This is a genomic window from Bacillus cereus group sp. BfR-BA-01310 (assembly GCF_022664325.1).
In the GTDB taxonomy this organism is placed as follows: domain Bacteria; phylum Bacillota; class Bacilli; order Bacillales; family Bacillaceae_G; genus Bacillus_A; species Bacillus_A paramycoides.
In genome coordinates, this window is the sequence record NZ_JAKUHD010000001.1 from 214,982 (window position 1) to 233,036 (window position 18,055).

Consider the following 18,055-nt stretch of genomic DNA (forward strand, 5'->3'; position numbering starts at 1 on the left):
AATTACAAGGCCTTTTGTAAACTCCCTTTATTTTGTAGTAAGTACATATTGTAGTAAAGTCCTTGTTTACTAAGTAACTCTTGATGTGTTCCTCTTTCTATGATTTCCCCTTCATGCATAACAAATATTTGATCCGCATCTTGGATTGTAGACAATCTGTGTGCAATCGCTATCGTTGTTCTACCTTTTCGCATTTGCTGTAATGCCGTTTGGATAGCCTCTTCAGTTTCTGTATCAATATTTGCCGTCGCTTCATCTAATACTAATACTTTCGGATTGGTTGCTATCGTTCTAGCAAAAGCAATTAATTGCCTTTGACCACTAGAAAATGCAGCTCCTCTTTCGACTACTTCTGTATCATACTGCTCTGGTAATTTTTCAATAAACGTATTCGCTTGCACAAATCGTGCTGCTTCTTCTATCTCTTCATCCGTAATTTCTTCATTATACATACGAATATTTTGCTTTACATTTCCCGCAAATAAAAATGCATCTTGTAACACAAGACCAATTTTCTTCCGAATTTCTTGTTCTCCAAACTTCTCTAAATCGACTCCGTCTATTACAATATTCCCTGATTTAATATTGTAAAACCTCATTAATAAATTCATAATTGTACTCTTACCACTACCAGTGTGTCCAACGAAAGCAACCGTTTGCCCTGGCTTTACGTGAAAAGATACATTTTTTAATACGTCACGCTTCCCATCATATGAAAAGGTAACATCTTTAAATTGAATTTCTCCTTTATCTACTCGTGGATTTTCACTCCCCATTTGAACAGGAGCTAAATCTTTATCATCCATTAAATGAAATACACGCGATGATGAAACGAGCGCTTGCTGGAAGAAAGACAATTTCATCATCATTTCATTTACGGGCTGGAAGAAACGGTGAATATAGTTAACGAAAGCATATAAAACTCCTACTTCAACAGGACTCTTTAAAGCGTCGATTCCAAATAACCCAAGAACTAACGCAATTGCTACAATATGAACAAGATCTGTTGCTGGACGTAAAAGTAATGCATCTAATTTTAATGTACGGCGCCCAGCACTATAATGCTTGTTGTTTACTTCTTCAAACTCTTTTCTCATCCGCTTTTCTTGTCGGAATACTTGAACAATATTCATCCCCTGGATGGACTCATTTAACTTTGCATTTAATATACTTAGTTGATTACGTACCTCTAAATAAAAAGCTGCACTTTTCCGGCGATACAGCACCATAATCGTAAACATAATTGGAATTAATATGAGAGAAAATAGCGCTAATTTTACATCTAATAAAAACATCGCTACTAAAATCCCTACTAAAAAGACTACATTTTTCACGAATGTTGATAGTACACTAACATAAAAATCCTTAATCGCTTCCGTATCATTCGTTATGCGAGATACGAGCGTACCAATCGGCGTACGATCAAAGAAACTTAATGACAACTTTTGAACGTGTTCATACACTTCAACTCGCATATCCTGAACAATCTTAAAAGCGATATTTTGAAAGTACAATAGGTCTAAATAAGTAAATAACACTTTTAATAAGTGAGCAATAATATACACTACAAATAGAGTAACAAGTGCCGATTGTTCAAAGTTGCGTGGTACTAAGTGTTCATCAAGAAATTGTTTAATCAAAAAAGGACCCATCATTTCAGTTACAGTTGCACCAACTAGAAATATAAATGCTAGCGATAATAACCCTTTATATGGCCTCATATAAGAAAGCAATCTCCTTAAATCACTCCGCTTTTTCTTAGCCATCATACGCCTCCTTTCTCTACCAACGCCTCTAACTGCTGGCTTTCGTACATTTCTTTATACCAACCATTTTCGTTCATTAGCTGCTCATGTGTTCCTCGCTGCACAACCATACCTTCATCAATAACAAGAATAAGATTTGCATGCTGAATCGCACTTAAACGGTGCGCAGTAATAATTGTCGTTTTTTCTGCTCTTTCCCGTTTCAATGCAGTTAAAATCGTTTCTTCTGTTTTTGCATCTACAGCCGATAAACAATCATCTAAAATTAAAATTTCAGCATTCGTTAATAACGCACGCGCAATGGAGATTCGCTGTTTTTGGCCTCCTGATAGCGAAACCCCTCTTTCACCTACTACCGTGTCATATCCTTCTGGAAATTGAATAATATCATTATGAATACAAGCAATCTCAGCAGCACGGGTAATTTCTTTATATGTAGCATCGGCCTTTCCAAACGCAATGTTCTCCCCAATACTCGCTGAAAATAAAAAATGATCTTGCGGCACATATGAAATTGCAGAGCGTACACCGTGAAGTGTTAAATCTCGAATATCCCGCTCACCAACTTTTAATTCACCATTAAAATGGTCATACTCACGAATTAAACATTTTAACAACGTCGTCTTCCCTGCACCAGTACGTCCTACAATCCCTAACGTTTCACCTTTTCTTAAGTTAAAATAAATATCTTTTAAGTTTAATAGTTCATTTTTCTTATAAGAAAACGAATCAACAGCGAATGAAACATCACCACTCGCTATAGTATGTATAGCATTTTCCCTATTCACTACATCTGAAGTTTGTGAAAGTATTTTCTCCACACGATCATATGAAGCGCGTCCACGCTCCATAATATTAAACAACCACCCAAAGGCTAACATTGGCCATACAAGAGTCCCTAGGTATGTTGTAAATGTTACTAGTTCCCCTACAGTTAATTCGCCCCGTACTACTAATAGTGATCCGTAACAAACTGCGATTAAAAACGAAAATCCGACAATAAGTGCAATCGTTGGGTCGAATAACGAGTCAATACGTGCGACTAACATATTTTTATGTACGACATCTTCCGATTTCTTCCGAAACGCTTGTAAATCCTCTTTCTCTTGTCCGAGCGAGCGAATTACCTTCATCCCACTCATACTTTCTTGTACTTTATCATTGATTTCAGAAAACGATTGCTGCGCTTTATGAAATCTTCTATGCAATAAAGTTCCATAATAATTTGTAGAAATCGCTACAATTGGCATCGGAATTAAACTTAATAACGTCAACTTCCAGCTAATTGTAAACCCCATCGCTACGAGTACACATCCTCCAACTGCTAATGAGTCAACAAGTGTTAAAACACCCGATCCAGCAGTTTGCTGAATCGCCTGAATATCATTCGTCGCATGTGCCATTAAATCGCCCGTACGACGCGATTGATAGAAAGTTGGGCTCATCTTTGTAAAATGTTCATATAAATTTTTTCTTAATTGACGGGCTAGTTTTAACGATGATCCAAATATCATAATTCGCCATAAATAACGTAATATGTACATAGTAATCCCTACAACTACTAGCAGAATGACCCATTTCAACAATTTTTCAGACGTTAATGTTCCATTATTAATTTCATCTACTACAATCCCTAGTACTTTGGGTGCTACAAGTTCAAGAAGCGCGACGCCAAATAACATAATAATTCCGATTATGTATGCTCGTTTTTCTTGTTTAAAAAACCAAGATAAATTTAAAAACACTTTCATATTTATCCTCCTCCCTTAAAATGAGCGATGTTTTCAGTTTAACAAAAATACAGAATTTTTAAAAGTTTTAAACACTTTCAAGATTCAAAAGGAAAGGGCACTCGGTAAGAGTGCCCTTTAGCGCTTATTTTGTTTGTTGCTTGTTCATCGCGCTCATCATTTGATTGATTTTCTTTTGGGAAGGTTTTTGTCCCATTTGCATCATCATCATTTTTAACATTTGTTCGTTAATTGGTGGATTTTTTTGTAAGTAATTCATCATGTATTTGCGTGCAATGAAAAATCCTAATGCCACGCCTGCTACTAGTGCTACTACGCCCACTAGAACACCTAACCAAATTGACATATATTTTCCTCCTTCATGTTGTCTACCTTACAGTGTACTAAAACCATTTCAATAAGACAAGATACTATTCGACATTTTTTACACATATGTCCGTACTTGTTTGAGAGGATTTAACCAACCATACTTTTTATTCTCATAATCCATTGCTAAAAATGTTAACTCACACTTTCTAAGCACCTCAAAGAAAGTTGTTTCCATAGATACATTTCCAGAAGTATTCATTCGAATATATTGTGATTTTACCATTATTTCACCATATTCCGCTCCCGTATAAAGTGTATGCGCGTGATGTGTTCTTTCATATTTACCAATAACACGCAAGGCTTGTTCTAATTTATGATGAATTTTCATTACTTGTAACGGCATTGTAATATACATCATTTGCTTATATAACACTTTTTTCTCCGAAAGGGACCCAGATTCTGAAAATCGAGCAAATAAATCAAAAAACAAATATTCACGACCAAAGTAAGCTTTCGCAATATCCTCTTGAATTAAATACAATTCATACGTTTTCATTTTTTCCCTCCCGATCTGGACAACCTTTTCCCTACATTATATAAAAGAAAATTTGCAATGATTGTCTGACTATGGAGAGAGAAAAAACTTTTTCTGTCGAAAAAACTCAATTACATAGAAAAATCTCTCCATGCTGGAGAGATTTTTCTAAAATCATTAAAGCATTTCTTTTACTTTACGAACAACGTTCTCTACAGTAAATCCATACTCTTCCATAATCTTCTCACCAGGAGCAGAAGCACCGAATGTATCGATACCTAGTACATCTCCATCAAGACCTACGTAACGGTGCCATCCGATTGTAGCACCCATTTCAATTGCGAAACGTTTCGTTACTGCTTTTGGTAATACAGATTCTTTGTACTCAGCAGTTTGAGCTTCAAAGCGATCCATAGATGGCATACTAACAACAGCTGCATCAACGCCGTCTGCTGCTAGAGTTTTTTGCGCTTCGATTGCTAAGCTTACTTCAGATCCAGTTGCAATTAAGATTACATCAGCAGTTTCTTTCTTACTTGCAGAAACTACATATGCACCTTTTGCCACTTTTTCATAAGTATCGTCTTTTGCGCCTTCTAATGTTGGAAGATCTTGACGAGTTAACACTAATGCAGTTGGTGTTTTTGTAGATTCTAGAGCTAATCTCCAAGCTGCAACTGATTCGTTACCGTCAGCTGGACGAATAACAGAAACATTTGGCATTGCACGAAGTGCTGCTAATTGTTCGATTGGTTCATGTGTTGGACCATCTTCACCAACAGCAATACTGTCGTGTGTGAATACATACGTTACAGGCAATTGCATTAATGCTGCAAGGCGAATTGCTGGACGTAAGTAATCAGAGAATACGAAGAACGTACCACCGTAAGTTTTTAAACCGCCATGTAGTGCAATACCGTTCATTGCTGCACCCATCGCAAACTCACGAACACCATACCAAATGTTTTTACCGCTGTAATCAGCTCTTGTGAAGTCTTTTTCGTTATTCATGTATGTTTTGTTAGAACCAGCAAGGTCAGCAGATCCACCGAAGAATGATGGTACAGACTCTGCAATAGCATTAATTACAGCACCTGAAGAATTACGTGTTGCTGCTTTTGATCCTAATTCATAAGTTGGTAAGTTTTGCTCCCAACCTTCTGGAAGAAGACCAGTCATTGCTGCTTGCAACTCGTTTGCTAATTCTGGATATGCTTGTGCATATTCACCTAACATTGTGTTCCACTCAGCTTGTGCAGTTTCACCAACATCTTGTACTGTTTTACGGAAGTTGTCATATACTTCTTCTGATACATGGAAATCTTGTTCAGCAGTCCAAGCATATGCTTCTTTCGTTAATTTTGTTTCGTCTACACCAAGTGGAGAACCGTGTGAAGCTGATTTTCCTGATTTGTTTGGAGAACCGAAACCAATTGTCGTTCTTACTTCAATTAGCGTTGGGCGTTTTTCGTCAGCTTTCGCTTCTTCAATTGCTTTTGCGATTGCTTCAATATCGTTTCCATCCTCAACACGGATTACTTGCCAACCGTATGCTTTGTAACGATCTTCTACACTTTCAGAGAATGAACGATTTAAATCGCCATCTAAAGAAATGTCATTAGAATCGTATAACACTACAAGACGACCTAATCCTAAGTGTGCAGCTAATGAAGATGCTTCAGCAGAAACGCCTTCCATTAAATCGCCGTCACCGCAAATAGCGTACGTAAAATGATCAACTACATTGTACGCATCACGGTTATATTTTGCTGCTAAATGTCTTTCAGCCATCGCCATACCAACAGCAGTTGCAATACCTTGTCCAAGTGGACCAGTTGTTGCGTCTACACCTGCTGTGTGACCATACTCAGGATGTCCTGGAGTTTTGCTTCCCCATTGACGGAAGTTCTTTAAATCATCCATCGTTACATCGTAACCAGATAGGTGAAGTAGGCTGTATAATAACATTGAACCATGACCTGCAGATAATACGAAACGATCACGGTTAAACCACGTTGGGTTATTTGGATTGTGTTTCATAAATTGAGTCCATAATGTATAAGCCATTGGTGCTGCACCCATTGGCATTCCTGGGTGACCAGAGTTTGCTTTTTCAATCGCATCAATGGATAATGTGCGAATCGTGTTGATAGAAAGTTGTTCGATTGAATGTGACATGCTATTCTTCCCTTCGCTTATATTAGTAAACGTTTTATACATTTATATGATAGCTTCCCACGCAAGATTATACAACATGTATCGACAAATATGTTGATGTTTTTTTGATTTTTTATAAAAAAATCAATGATTCCGGCAATGTATGGGCATTCAATATGACATACTTTTTCAATGTTTTTATTTTAGGAAGAAAGAGAATTATCTGTATTTTTATACAAAACACTACATCCACAAATGTGAAATATACCCGTGTTATTAAATACTATCCGAATTATTTCTCTTATTATGCAAAAAAAGCACCTTGAGTGGGTGCTTCAAAAAACACTTATACGATTCTCTTTCGAATCGAACTCGAAATAAAATCAATAATAATTACCATCAAAATAATACCTAGTAAAATAATACCTACACGAGACCAATTTCGTGAGCTTAGTGCAAAAATTAAGGGTGTACCAATTCCGCCTGCTCCAATAACTCCTAAAATTGAAGCGGAGCGTACATTAATTTCAAACCTATATAACGTATATGACAAGAAATCCGGTAATACTTGTGGTAATACTGCATGCCAAAGTATTTGAAGACGATTCGCTCCTGTTGCAATCAACGCTTCCGTCGGCCCTTTATCTATATTTTCAATCCCTTCCGAATACAGTTTCCCTAACATTCCAATAGAATGCAGTCCTAAAGCTAATACACCCGCAAAAGAACCTGGACCAACAGCCTTTATAAATAATAGTGCCATAACTAACTCCGGAAATGTACGAATAAAACTTAGTACAAATTTCCCTGTTCCAGAAGTCACTTTTTCCGTACTCATATTTGTTGCTGCCCAAAATGCAAATGGGACAGATAAAAATGCTGATATAAATGTACCTAATATTGCGATTGCTAACGTATCAATTAAACCCTGCAATAAGTCTTCGCCATCCGGTAATGACACGTACGACCAATCTGGATGTAACACCCCTGTCATGATCGCTTTTGTAATTTCGCCAGCTGTATCCTTTATTCCTTCTAGCGGTACTCCGGAAAATGCCCATATATAGAGAACTGCAAGTGCAATAAAAATAACCCAACGATATAAACTCGGTTTCCTTGGTTTCGGTACCACCATCTTCGGTTCACTCATCATAATTTCTCCCGTAACAATGTACTTATATAATCAATTCCCAATACAACAACGAGTGTATAAATAATAATAGAAGCAGTTTGTTGATATTGTAAAAACCCAAGCGTTCGATCATAATATAATCCAATTCCGCCTGCTCCAACTAACCCTAAAACAGCGGCTGCACGTACATTCACCTCAAATGTATACAGAACATAAGAAACGAAGTGTGCCTTCACCTGCGGGATTACTGCATATACAATCCACTGCACCTTATTTGCTCCTACAGCGGTCATTGCTTCTAATGGACCTGGATCAATCGATTCGATTGATTCATATAATAACTTCGCAACAAGCCCAATAGAGAAAAAAGTAAGCGCCAAAATACCTGGAAGTGGTCCAATTCCAAAAATCGCTACAAAAATAGCTGCTAATAATAAATCTGGTATCGTTCGAATTAAATTTAAAACGAATCGAGCCGGACCATATAAAGCCATATTTGAAAACACATTACTCGCCGCGAATAATGCAAGAGGAATAGCTAAAATGGCACCTAAAGTCGTTCCAATAATAGCCATACGAATTGTGTCTAATATCGCCGTTGTAATTACCTGAAAATAGCCCCAATCTGGTGGTACCATCTCCTTCAGCAAATCCATCATATTTGGAAAGCCAGTTACAAGTTTCGAAAATGATGCATCTACCTGTACACTGCTACTCCACAATAATAAAATGATAATAGCAGCAGTTAACATATGCTTCAGTTTACTAGGGGGTTTCGGTATCGTTTTCGAATGTATAGTCACATCATTCATTTGACTGCCACCTCTAACAATTCACTGTTCTGAATGGAGTTCCCATAAATCTCAGCAAATTTTTCATCCGTTGCCTCTACTACAGGTCCATTAAATACAATTTCACCTGCATGTAACCCAATAATGCGCGTCGCATACTCTCTAGCCAAATCGATAGAATGTAAGTTTACAATCATTGTAATTCCAAAATCTTGATTAATTTTCTTTAAATCATCCATTACCTGCTTCGTAGTAAGCGGATCTAAAGAAGCGACTGGCTCATCAGCTAAAATAATTTTTGCCTCTTGCGCAAGTGCCCTTGCAATTGATACACGTTGCTGTTGTCCTCCTGATAACTCATCGGCCCGCGTATATGCTTTCTCTAAGATGTTCACTCGTCCCAAGGCTTGAAAAGCAAGCTCTACATCTTCTTTAGGAAATAGCCCGAGCGTTGTACGTAATGTAGAATGATATCCAACACGTCCGGCTAATACATTTTTTAAAACAGTAGATCTCTTCACAAGATTGAAACTTTGAAAAATCATACCAATGTCTCGTCGCATACGTCGTAACTCTTTTCCTTTCGCAACAGTAATAGATTCTCCATCAATAATAATTTCTCCACCTGTAATTTCATGAAGTCGATTAATCGATCTGAGAAGTGTTGATTTTCCAGCCCCAGATAACCCTACCATAACGACAAACTCGCCTTTTTGAATTTCCATATTAATATTATTCAATCCTTTTGTACCGTTCGGATAAACTTTGGAAACATTTCGAAACTCAATCACGCCTTTTACCTACTTTCTACTTAATAATAAAAATCGAAAAACGGCCCACTAACTGAAAACACACACAATTCCAGTTAGTCGCCATTTTCACTGAACCTGTAAAATATCCGTATGTATTATTGCGTTTTTACTTTCTTTCCATAATCACGAACAATATCAAATTTACTATCATCAGATCTAATATATCCTTCATGCGAATATACTTCTTTAATAATTTTTTGTCCCTCTTCACTCTTTCCAATTTCGATAAATGCGTCTTGTAATTTTTCACTCCATTCAGCATCTAAGTCGGAGCGTACAGAAATAGTATCGTTAGGAATCTTTTCTGTGAATTTCACAATTTTTGTTTGATCAAACACATTAGGATAGTCTTTTTTTACAATATTACGAGCATCTTGGAATACAACCGCAGCATCTACATCCCCATTCAATAGAGCGATAATAGATTGATCATGACCTTTTAATGTAACAGGTTTCACATCTTTTAATGGATCTATCCCTTCTTTCAGCAATACAGCTGCAGGCCACACATATCCTGCTGAAGATGTTACATCTTGATACCCGATTTTTTTACCTTTTAAATCTTTCACACTATTAATGTTAGAATCTTTCTTTACAACAAACTCAGACTTATAATAATCTACCAAGTCTTTTGTTGGAGCTCCTGTTGCATCATCTACTCCAAATCGTTGTGCTTGTAAAATTACATTTGCGGCCTTTTTTTCATGCGCTAATACATATGCCGTTGGAGGCAAGAAACCTACATCTACTTGTTTTGATGCCATCGCTTCTACAATCGTATTGTAATTCGTCGAAATACTAACTTTTACAGGTATATTCAGCTTATCACTTAACAGTTTTTCTAGTGGTTTTGCTTTTGCTTCTAACGTATCAGCATTTTGCGATGGAACAAATTGAACATTTAAAGTCTTGGGTACATAACCTTTTTTCGTATCTTCACTTTTATTTGTACTTGATTCCTTCGCCCCACAACCACTTAATAATCCCGCCGCTAATACAACCGATGTACCCATTGCAAAAACTTTTTTCAACATGTTAAAGCCTCCATTTTCCTTGTTATAAATTTACTTTTTGTAAACACGTAGAAATATATCACATATTTTCCCATACAATTATTTATTTACAGAATTTTTACACATTCTAAACATTCCAATCAAACTTCATTTCACATATCTGATATGATTGATCGTAAGATAACAATAGAAAAGGTGGATTATGTTGAATCAAAATCGATTTGTAACTATTAACATCTTATTAACGAGCGATATACATGGTAATGTTTATCCAATTCACTATCAAAATAACTTACCAGCAGACGTGGGACTATCCAAAATTTCCACACTCATTAAAAAAGAGCGTTCTACAAATGAACATGTGATTTTAATTGATAACGGTGATTTCATCCAAGGAACTCCTTTCACTTATCATTATGCTACTTATGAAAAAGATAAAGAGAACCCAATGGCCTTATTAGCCAATTATCTAGATTATGATGCTGCAATTATCGGAAATCATGAATTTAATTACGGGATGGACATATTAAACAATGCTATTTCAACTGCCAATATCCCCTATTTATCAGCCAATATTTTAGATAAAAACAGAAAGAAACCGTATTTTGGAAAACCATATATCATAAAGCAAATTGAGCCGAATATAAAAATTGCTATTTTAGGGGTAACAACGCATTACATCCCAAATTGGGAGCAACCTCATCATATTGAAGATTTATTATTTGAAGATGCACTAGAAACAACAAAAAAGTGGGTTTCTTACATCCGTGAAAACGAAAAACCTGACTTACTCGTCGTTGCCTACCATGGAGGATTTGAACGCGATTTACAAACTGGAGAACCTACTGAAGCTTTAACAGGTGAAAATCAAGGTTATGCAATGTGTCATGAAATTGACGATATAGATATTTTACTAACAGGTCATCAACACCGAACGATTACAAACACAAAAGTGAATGGTGTTACAATTTTACAAGTCGGCTGTAATGGGCATTCATTAGGAAAAATGAAAGTGACATTTGAAAGAAATAATAATGAATGGATTACGACAGAATGTCATTCAGAAATATTGTCTGTACAAGGGATTCAGGAAGATAAAGCTATCCTTTCTGTTGTATGTGATTACGAGGATAAAACACAAAAGTGGCTTGATCAGCCCATTGGGGTTATCAATGGAGATATGCAAATTTCTGATGCTCTGCAAACGCGTCTACGAGACCATCCCTTTATTGAATTTATTAATAAAATACAGATGGATGTAGCAGAAGTTGCTATTTCTTGCACAAGTTTGTTTCACAATGAATCTCCGGGTTTTCCAAAACATGTCACAATGCGTGACATCGTTTCAAATTATATTTATCCAAATACATTAAAAGTTATTCGAGTGACTGGAGCAGATATAAAAGAAGCTCTCGAACTCTCTGCTGCCTATTTCACATTACAAGGGGGCGGAAACATCATTGTAAATCCTACATACATAGAACCGAAACCGCAGCACTATAATTACGATATGTGGGAAGGAATTTCATACGTATTAAACATTTCAAAACCAATTGGCGAAAGAGTTACTTTTTTAGAATATGATGGACTTCCAATCAACATGAAGCAAGAATACGATGTCGTTATGAATAATTATCGTGCAAGTGGTGGCGGAAACTTCCTTATGTATCAAAATAAGCCCATTATAAAAGACATACCAATAGATATGTCTGAACTTATCGCTAACTATATATTGAAGCATAAAACGATAGAAGCAACAACAAATCATAACTGGAAAGTTATTAAATAGCGAATCTGTCTATTAATATCAAAAAAAGATGGGCTACGCCCATCTTTTAATTTAATTTTGCATTATCTTGCTTTTTTAAAGCTTTTAATTTCGTCGGTGTAACATCAGTGCCTTCTTCGTTAACGACTTTAATTCCTTTTAATTCGTTTAACATATTTTGACGAAATCCTTTTAAATATTGTTCACGTAGCGATTGGCGCTCACGTTGTTCTTCTTCAGTTAAGCCTTCAGCTTTTGCTTTTTTCGCTAAGAAGTTAATGCGTTCAATGAGTTCGTGACTTAGCATCTCGAATCCCCCTTCTACTCAAAACTGATTATTATCATACAATAGTTAGTCTTCTTTATCAAGCAATTGCTTTGTATATTCTACATATCTTCGATGTACAGTTGCTTTTGAAACATTATGACCAAAACCACGAAGTGTTGCTGCAATCTCTTCAAAAGTTAATTCACTCCTACGCAAACGTACAATTTCTTCAATAGGCACTTCTTTTTTCTCACGTCCTACGCTTAAATGACGATTTTTCAAATTATTCTCTGGACGAAATCCTTTCTCCACTGCTCTTTGCATACCACGTTTAATTTTCAAATTATGGATCTTTCTTTGGTACTCTTCAACAATCCCAATTATATCTAACACCATCGAGTCAGAATCCGAAAGCTGTAATTCACCACTATGCGTGTGCGTATAAACTTTTATTCCCTCTTTATGTAAACAATGCATTAACGCAATCTTCGCATTCCCTCTACCAAGACGCGTTTCATCTTGTATAAGAAGCACATCAACTTGTTCATCTCGAATTGTATCTAGCACTTCTAATATGCCATCACGTTCAATTGTATAACCGCTAGCCTGCTCTTCAATTACCTTTATAACATTCATTTGATAGCGCTCAGCTAAATGCAATAATTCATCTTTTTGACGCAATAATGATGTTTCCTGCGCTTCTTTTGTTGTGCTCACACGTGCATAAATAATTGCATTCATTTCGAACCCCTCTTTCTCACTATATTTTCCCTCTAGTGTATCATAAATCCGCCTTTCGTTCGAACTTATGTTTGTAGAATGTTTTTTCACATGTTATACTTATTAATAAGAAAAATGAAAGAAAACGAGGTGTTAGAAAACATGGAAAAGTTAACGAAACGCCAGCAAGACATTCTCGACTTTATTAAGCTAAAAGTACAAGAAAAAGGATATCCACCTTCCGTACGTGAAATCGGTCAAGCAGTCGGCCTCGCTTCTAGTTCTACAGTGCACGGACATTTATCACGACTAGAAGAAAAAGGATATATTCGACGTGACCCAACAAAACCACGAGCAATTGAAATTTTAGGTGACAACCGAATGGAAACAGAAACACAATCTGTTATTCAAGTTCCAATCGTCGGAAAAGTTACTGCTGGTTTACCGATTACAGCAGTCGAAAGTGTAGAAGAGCACTTCCCGCTTCCAGCTAGCATTGTTGCCGGAGCAGATCAAGTGTTTATGTTACGAATTTCTGGAGATAGTATGATTGAAGCTGGTATCTTTGATGGTGATTTAGTCGTTGTTCGCCAACAACAGTCTGCATACAATGGTGAAATTGTAGTTGCCTTAACCGAAGACAATGAAGCAACTGTTAAACGTTTCTATAAAGAAAAAGATCATTTCCGTCTACAACCGGAAAACTCTTCATTAGAACCTATCATTTTAAAACAAGTGTCAGTTATTGGAAAAGTAATTGGCGTATATCGCGATTTACACTAAAAATAATAAAAAGAAGAAAATTACCTTATTTATATAAGTAATTTTCTTCTTTTTGTATTTTGATAGATTTCCGTTCATTTAAAAACTAATTGAACGAATACATCTAATTAATTATTAACGCGTTTCAATAGTAACATCTCCAGCAGAAGTTTTCCCACTAATCTTTGTACTTCCATTACCAATTGTTATATTTTTATTTTCCTCATTAAAAATTGTCACTTCTCCAGCAGCGCTTCGCCCGGTTATAACTGCGTCTTTCGGTTTTTCCAATAAAGTAATATCTACATCTCCAGCAGTTGAGCTTGCCTCTAGATCATATTTAGAATCATGATCAATAACATCCACATCACCACTAGCCGTTTTTGCTGTTACTTTCCCTATTACTTTTTTAATATTCACGCTACCAGCTTTTGAAGTTGCATCCACATTCTTAGCTGTTATATGTTTCAAATCCACTTCTCCAGCGAGTGTTCCAACACTTACGCGGTCACTTTTCACATCACTTATTTCTATTTGTCCAGCGGCTGAATTTACTTTTATCTCTTGATAAGAACGTTCAGGTACAAATATAGTCAATGTAGGCGTTTGAAAATTGAAAGTAAAAAATGAGAAATCAAATGAAACACCTTTCTCTATTTCTCCATTAATTTTTAATGTGTCACCATCTTCAGCAATACGAATCTCCTGTTTACGTAAATCTCCTGATTGCTTTACATAAAAAGAGGAATCAGGAGATTTTCGGACAACAATATCTCCAGCATCTAACTTAACTTCTACATTTTTTAGCGTTTCGTTTTTAATTACGTCTTCTTTATTTCCTTTTTCTGCAGTTTGTACTGCTTTTTCATATGTTTGTGAAATCCCTATTACTCCAATAATGATACAAGCGATAGCTACTAACAATATTTTTTTCATCATCTACTCCCCTTTTATCATTTTGAAGTTCCATATTACATATCGTACGCATAATCTTTTAAACCACTTCGTACTATAATAAGCTGCAATACATAACAACAAACCAACTCCAACAAACGTGATACTAACGAATAAGTCAATCCATAAAAAAGTACCCATAAACACTTTTAAAATAACGAAAAATGGCGTCACTACACTAGAAATCCCCGCAACCCAAAGAGAAAATATAGTAGCAATAATTGCAATTAATGGGCCTAACACAATAATAAAGTTAAACAAACTAAGTCCAATCGCCGCCATGACAGCTCTTGTCACATTTGAAGTCGATGGATCTTTTTTCATTTCATCAAAGCGATACATCGCAAGTAATTCCTTTGCAATCACTTTCGGAGAACCAAGTCCTTTTATTATCTCCGATTCAGTTTTCCCCTCTTCTACCCCAAACTGAAAGTGCTCTTCATAATCAAATAAAATGTCTTTCCTCTCTTCTTCCGGTAACTTTCTAAGCTGATTCGATAATTCCCGAAGGAACTGTTCTTTATTCATCCCAATTCACCCCTTCAATAATTTCTTGTACACCTTTCGCAAAATCACGCCACTCTGCTACTAATAAATGAAGTTGCGTCTCACCTTGCTCAGTTAGTTGATAATATTTACGAGGCGGCCCTTCCGTAGACTCTTTTAAATATGTTTGAAAATATCCCTCTTTCGTTAAACGACGCAATAACGGATATACTGATCCTTCTGATATTAAAAACTTATTAGAGATTTGTTGAACCAGTTCATAGCCATAACAATCTTTACGTTTTACAAGTGCCAATACACACAGTTCTAACACACCTTTTTTAAACTGAACGTTCAAGGACAGTCCTCCTTTCTTATTTTAGTACTGTTTAATACACGGTACCTATTTTATCCATAATATACCACTTAGTACTGTTCATTGCAAGGTACTTAACTATATTTATCCCCTAAATATAGAAAACACACAAATGAAAGCCCGAATAAGGTCCTACTGTAACAGGCCATTATCCAGGCTTTCATTCAATTCTAATTACATTAATACAAAACTTCATTCATTTTTTCTCCTCTAAGAACCAACTTCCATTTGTGAGCCCAATAAATTTCGAAACACACCTTTTCTCTCTTTAGCCAATTGATTAAATTCACCTCTTTGAACAATTTCACCTTTTCCTAAAACAATAACTTGATCTGCATTACGTATCGTAGATAAACGATGCGCAATAACAATAATAGTCATCGTTCCTTTCAATCTTTCTAATGTTGATTGGATTTTCACTTCATTTTCAGTATCTAACGCACTCGTAGCTTCATCTAATACTAAAATGAACGCTTGCCTTAAAATCGCCCGAGCTAGTACAAGTCGTTGGCGTTCACCACCTGAAAGCCTCACTCCACAATCTCCAATAAGAGTATCAAGCCCTTTTGGAAGCATTCGCCACAATTTACTGTAGATAAATGACGAAAAAGCCCTGATACCGTAGTATCAAGGCTTCTCTTGCTCTTAGTATAGAGACATATATTGATCGCGTTCCCATTGGTGAACTTGCGTACGGAAGATATCCCACTCAATTTCTTTCGCTTCGATGAAGTGCTCAAGTAAGTGATCTCCTAGCGCGCCACATACTACTTCATTAGATTGTAATGTAACTAATGCTTGCGCTAATGTTGCTGGTAAATCAGCGATACCTGCTTCTTCGCGCTCTTCTTTTGTCATTACATAGATGTTACGGTCTACCGCAGCTGGTGGAGTTAATTTGTTTTTAATTCCATCAAGACCTGCAGCTAATAATGTTGCCATTACTAAATATGGGTTTGCAGCTGGGTCAACACTACGTACTTCTACGCGTGTACTAATACCACGAGATGCAGGGATACGTACTAATGGACTACGGTTTTGTGCAGACCATGCTACGTAACATGGAGCTTCATATCCAGGTACTAAACGTTTGTAAGAGTTTACAGTTGGGTTTGCTACCGCTGTAAATGCTGGTGCATGTTTTAAAATACCTGCGATGAAGTGACGAGCATCATCACTTAATTGTAATTCACCATTTTGATCGAAGAATACGTTCTCACCATTTTTAAATAATGATAAGTTACAGTGCATACCTGAACCGTTTACACCGTATAATGGTTTTGGCATAAATGTTGCATGTAAACCATGCTTACGAGCAATTGTTTTTACAACAAGTTTGAATGTTTGAATGTCATCACATGAGCGAATTGCATTTGCATATTTAAAGTCAATTTCATGTTGCCCTGGAGCAACCTCATGGTGAGACGCTTCAATTTCAAAGCCCATCTCTTCAAGTTCAAGAACGATATCACGACGACAGTTTTCCCCTAGATCCATCGGCGCAAGGTCGAAGTATCCACCGTTGTCGTTTAATTCTAATGTTGGATTTCCTTTTTCATCTACTTTAAATAGGAAGAATTCTGGCTCTGGTCCAAGATTGAAATCTGAGAATCCTAAAGCTTCCATTTCTTTTAATACACGTTTTAAATTGTTACGTGGATCTCCTTCAAATGGAGTGCCATCTGCATTGTAAATATCACAGATTAATCGAGCTACTTTACCTTTTTCAGCTGTCCAAGGGAAAATTACCCAAGTATCTAAATCCGGATATAAATACATATCAGATTCTTCAATACGTACGAAACCTTCAATAGAAGATCCATCAAACATCATTTTGTTATCAAGAGCTTTTGTTAATTGGCTCACTGGAATTTCTACGTTTTTAATTACTCCTAAAAGGTCTGTAAATTGTAAGCGGATATACTTTACATTCTCTTCTTTCGCCAAACGGAAAATATCTTCTTTTGTGTACCTAGCCATTATAAATTCCTCCTTAGTCCCTCTAAACACCTTCAGAATCAGTTATCTTTAGTGAAAAAACCTTGAAATATCACCTTGTCGCAATGAAGTCCGATTAAATCTACCTGTATGTTGTAGTTCATCTCGAAGTATTTTGCGAAGCTCAGTTTTTGAAATTTCTTTCGTTTCTTCTTTTACTTTCACTGCTTCTGTTTGATTTTCTTTCATTAGTAACACTTGCTTAATACCAGCCATATTTAAGCCTTGATCTAATAAATCTTTAATCTCTAACAACTTATCTACATCGTTAAATGAAAATAATCTACGATTCCCCTTTGTACGGGTTGGAGAAACAAGATTATGCTCTTCATAGTAGCGAATTTGACGTGCAGACAATTGTGTTAAATCCATTACTATACCAATAGGAAACAGCGGGGCAGAACGTCTATCTTCTTTCATCGTTTCAGTTCCTCCTTCGCCTTAACTGCTTCTCATT

18 protein-coding genes and 1 pseudogene are annotated in these 18,055 nt (G+C 36.3%); 2 read left to right on the top strand and 17 right to left on the bottom strand.

Annotated features, from left to right (window positions below; genetic code table 11):
- Nucleotides 1–2: 2 nt before the first annotated feature.
- From MR109_RS01110 to MR109_RS01150, 9 genes are all read right to left on the bottom strand, one after another.
- The gene (locus MR109_RS01110; RefSeq protein WP_242270661.1) at nucleotides 3–1,766 is read right to left on the bottom strand and encodes an ABC transporter ATP-binding protein; all 1,764 of its coding nucleotides are present in this window, start codon (nucleotides 1,764–1,766) and stop codon (nucleotides 3–5) included.
- Nucleotides 1,766–3,517, bottom strand: a complete 1,752-nt coding sequence (locus MR109_RS01115; protein ID WP_242270663.1) for an ABC transporter transmembrane domain-containing protein — start codon at nucleotides 3,515–3,517, stop codon at nucleotides 1,766–1,768. Before MR109_RS01115 ends, MR109_RS01110 begins: the two co-directional genes overlap by 1 nt.
- Nucleotides 3,518–3,641: 124 nt before the next feature.
- Nucleotides 3,642–3,863 carry a YneF family protein gene (locus MR109_RS01120; RefSeq protein ID WP_002172951.1) on the bottom strand — a complete coding sequence of 74 codons (222 nt, stop codon included), beginning with the start codon at nucleotides 3,861–3,863 and terminating at the stop codon, nucleotides 3,642–3,644.
- Between the two features lie 78 nt (nucleotides 3,864–3,941).
- Nucleotides 3,942–4,382, bottom strand: a complete 441-nt coding sequence (sirA, locus tag MR109_RS01125) for a sporulation inhibitor of replication protein SirA (protein ID WP_071718124.1) — start codon at nucleotides 4,380–4,382, stop codon at nucleotides 3,942–3,944.
- Nucleotides 4,383–4,538: 156 nt separating this feature from the next.
- Nucleotides 4,539–6,539, bottom strand: a complete 2,001-nt coding sequence (gene tkt, locus MR109_RS01130; RefSeq protein ID WP_178939147.1) for a transketolase — start codon at nucleotides 6,537–6,539, stop codon at nucleotides 4,539–4,541.
- 325 nt (nucleotides 6,540–6,864) lie between these two features.
- Complete coding sequence (gene phnE, locus MR109_RS01135) at nucleotides 6,865–7,668, bottom strand: phosphonate ABC transporter, permease protein PhnE (protein ID WP_242270665.1); 804 nt, start codon at nucleotides 7,666–7,668, stop codon at nucleotides 6,865–6,867.
- The gene (gene phnE / locus MR109_RS01140; protein ID WP_025148017.1) at nucleotides 7,668–8,462 is read right to left on the bottom strand and encodes a phosphonate ABC transporter, permease protein PhnE; all 795 of its coding nucleotides are present in this window, start codon (nucleotides 8,460–8,462) and stop codon (nucleotides 7,668–7,670) included. The genes phnE (MR109_RS01135) and phnE (MR109_RS01140) overlap by 1 nt, the downstream gene beginning before the upstream one ends.
- Entirely contained in the window at nucleotides 8,459–9,232 is a 774-nt protein-coding gene (gene phnC / locus MR109_RS01145) for a phosphonate ABC transporter ATP-binding protein (protein WP_048371485.1), read from the bottom strand. The genes phnE (MR109_RS01140) and phnC overlap by 4 nt, the downstream gene beginning before the upstream one ends.
- A gap of 116 nt (nucleotides 9,233–9,348) precedes the next feature.
- The gene (locus MR109_RS01150) at nucleotides 9,349–10,287 is read right to left on the bottom strand and encodes a phosphate/phosphite/phosphonate ABC transporter substrate-binding protein (protein WP_098304063.1); all 939 of its coding nucleotides are present in this window, start codon (nucleotides 10,285–10,287) and stop codon (nucleotides 9,349–9,351) included.
- Between the two features lie 184 nt (nucleotides 10,288–10,471).
- Here MR109_RS01150 and MR109_RS01155 point away from each other — a divergent pair, with 184 nt between their 5' ends.
- The gene (locus MR109_RS01155) at nucleotides 10,472–12,055 is read left to right on the top strand and encodes a bifunctional metallophosphatase/5'-nucleotidase (protein ID WP_242270667.1); all 1,584 of its coding nucleotides are present in this window, start codon (nucleotides 10,472–10,474) and stop codon (nucleotides 12,053–12,055) included.
- 46 nt (nucleotides 12,056–12,101) lie between these two features.
- Here the strand turns inward: MR109_RS01155 and MR109_RS01160 are convergent, their stop codons facing one another.
- Entirely contained in the window at nucleotides 12,102–12,341 is a 240-nt protein-coding gene (locus tag MR109_RS01160; protein WP_002172959.1) for a DUF896 domain-containing protein, read from the bottom strand.
- 45 nt (nucleotides 12,342–12,386) lie between these two features.
- On the bottom strand, nucleotides 12,387–13,043 hold the full coding sequence (locus MR109_RS01165) for a YneB family resolvase-like protein (RefSeq protein ID WP_071718129.1): 657 nt from the start codon (nucleotides 13,041–13,043) through the stop codon (nucleotides 12,387–12,389).
- 141 nt (nucleotides 13,044–13,184) lie between these two features.
- Here MR109_RS01165 and lexA point away from each other — a divergent pair, with 141 nt between their 5' ends.
- On the top strand, nucleotides 13,185–13,805 hold the full coding sequence (lexA, locus tag MR109_RS01170) for a transcriptional repressor LexA (protein ID WP_048371643.1): 621 nt from the start codon (nucleotides 13,185–13,187) through the stop codon (nucleotides 13,803–13,805).
- Between the two features lie 114 nt (nucleotides 13,806–13,919).
- Here the strand turns inward: lexA and MR109_RS01175 are convergent, their stop codons facing one another.
- The 6 genes and pseudogenes from MR109_RS01175 to glnR all read right to left on the bottom strand — a co-directional run bounded on the left by MR109_RS01175 (nucleotide 13,920) and on the right by glnR (nucleotide 18,018).
- Nucleotides 13,920–14,723 (bottom strand): DUF4097 family beta strand repeat-containing protein, encoded by an 804-nt coding sequence (locus tag MR109_RS01175; protein ID WP_242270668.1) that lies wholly within the window; start codon nucleotides 14,721–14,723, stop codon nucleotides 13,920–13,922.
- On the bottom strand, nucleotides 14,724–15,266 hold the full coding sequence (locus MR109_RS01180; RefSeq protein WP_048371498.1) for a DUF1700 domain-containing protein: 543 nt from the start codon (nucleotides 15,264–15,266) through the stop codon (nucleotides 14,724–14,726).
- Nucleotides 15,259–15,582, bottom strand: a complete 324-nt coding sequence (locus MR109_RS01185) for a PadR family transcriptional regulator (RefSeq protein WP_048371500.1) — start codon at nucleotides 15,580–15,582, stop codon at nucleotides 15,259–15,261. Before MR109_RS01185 ends, MR109_RS01180 begins: the two co-directional genes overlap by 8 nt.
- A 228-nt stretch (nucleotides 15,583–15,810) precedes the next feature.
- Nucleotides 15,811–16,179, bottom strand: a pseudogene (locus tag MR109_RS01190) (ATP-binding cassette domain-containing protein); the annotation flags it as partial.
- Between the two features lie 66 nt (nucleotides 16,180–16,245).
- On the bottom strand, nucleotides 16,246–17,580 hold the full coding sequence (gene glnA, locus MR109_RS01195; protein ID WP_002172992.1) for a type I glutamate--ammonia ligase: 1,335 nt from the start codon (nucleotides 17,578–17,580) through the stop codon (nucleotides 16,246–16,248).
- A 48-nt stretch (nucleotides 17,581–17,628) separates the two neighbouring features.
- Nucleotides 17,629–18,018, bottom strand: coding sequence for a transcriptional repressor GlnR (gene glnR, locus MR109_RS01200; protein WP_000656783.1), 390 nt, complete (start codon nucleotides 18,016–18,018; stop codon nucleotides 17,629–17,631).
- Between the last annotated feature and the right edge of the window lie 37 nt (nucleotides 18,019–18,055).

Coding starts and splice junctions, on each gene's coding strand:
- MR109_RS01110 (WP_242270661.1), bottom strand. CDS start 1,766: ATGGCTAAGAAAAAGCGGAGTGATTTAAGGAGATTGCTTTCTTATATG.
- MR109_RS01115 (WP_242270663.1), bottom strand. CDS start 3,517: ATGAAAGTGTTTTTAAATTTATCTTGGTTTTTTAAACAAGAAAAACGA.
- MR109_RS01120 (WP_002172951.1), bottom strand. CDS start 3,863: ATGTCAATTTGGTTAGGTGTTCTAGTGGGCGTAGTAGCACTAGTAGCA.
- sirA (WP_071718124.1), bottom strand. CDS start 4,382: ATGAAAACGTATGAATTGTATTTAATTCAAGAGGATATTGCGAAAGCT.
- tkt (WP_178939147.1), bottom strand. CDS start 6,539: ATGTCACATTCAATCGAACAACTTTCTATCAACACGATTCGCACATTA.
- phnE (WP_242270665.1), bottom strand. CDS start 7,668: ATGAGTGAACCGAAGATGGTGGTACCGAAACCAAGGAAACCGAGTTTA.
- phnE (WP_025148017.1), bottom strand. CDS start 8,462: ATGAATGATGTGACTATACATTCGAAAACGATACCGAAACCCCCTAGT.
- MR109_RS01150 (WP_098304063.1), bottom strand. CDS start 10,287: ATGTTGAAAAAAGTTTTTGCAATGGGTACATCGGTTGTATTAGCGGCG.
- MR109_RS01160 (WP_002172959.1), bottom strand. CDS start 12,341: ATGCTAAGTCACGAACTCATTGAACGCATTAACTTCTTAGCGAAAAAA.
- MR109_RS01165 (WP_071718129.1), bottom strand. CDS start 13,043: ATGAATGCAATTATTTATGCACGTGTGAGCACAACAAAAGAAGCGCAG.
- lexA (WP_048371643.1), top strand. CDS start 13,185: ATGGAAAAGTTAACGAAACGCCAGCAAGACATTCTCGACTTTATTAAG.
- MR109_RS01175 (WP_242270668.1), bottom strand. CDS start 14,723: ATGATGAAAAAAATATTGTTAGTAGCTATCGCTTGTATCATTATTGGA.
- MR109_RS01180 (WP_048371498.1), bottom strand. CDS start 15,266: ATGAATAAAGAACAGTTCCTTCGGGAATTATCGAATCAGCTTAGAAAG.
- glnA (WP_002172992.1), bottom strand. CDS start 17,580: ATGGCTAGGTACACAAAAGAAGATATTTTCCGTTTGGCGAAAGAAGAG.
- glnR (WP_000656783.1), bottom strand. CDS start 18,018: ATGAAAGAAGATAGACGTTCTGCCCCGCTGTTTCCTATTGGTATAGTA.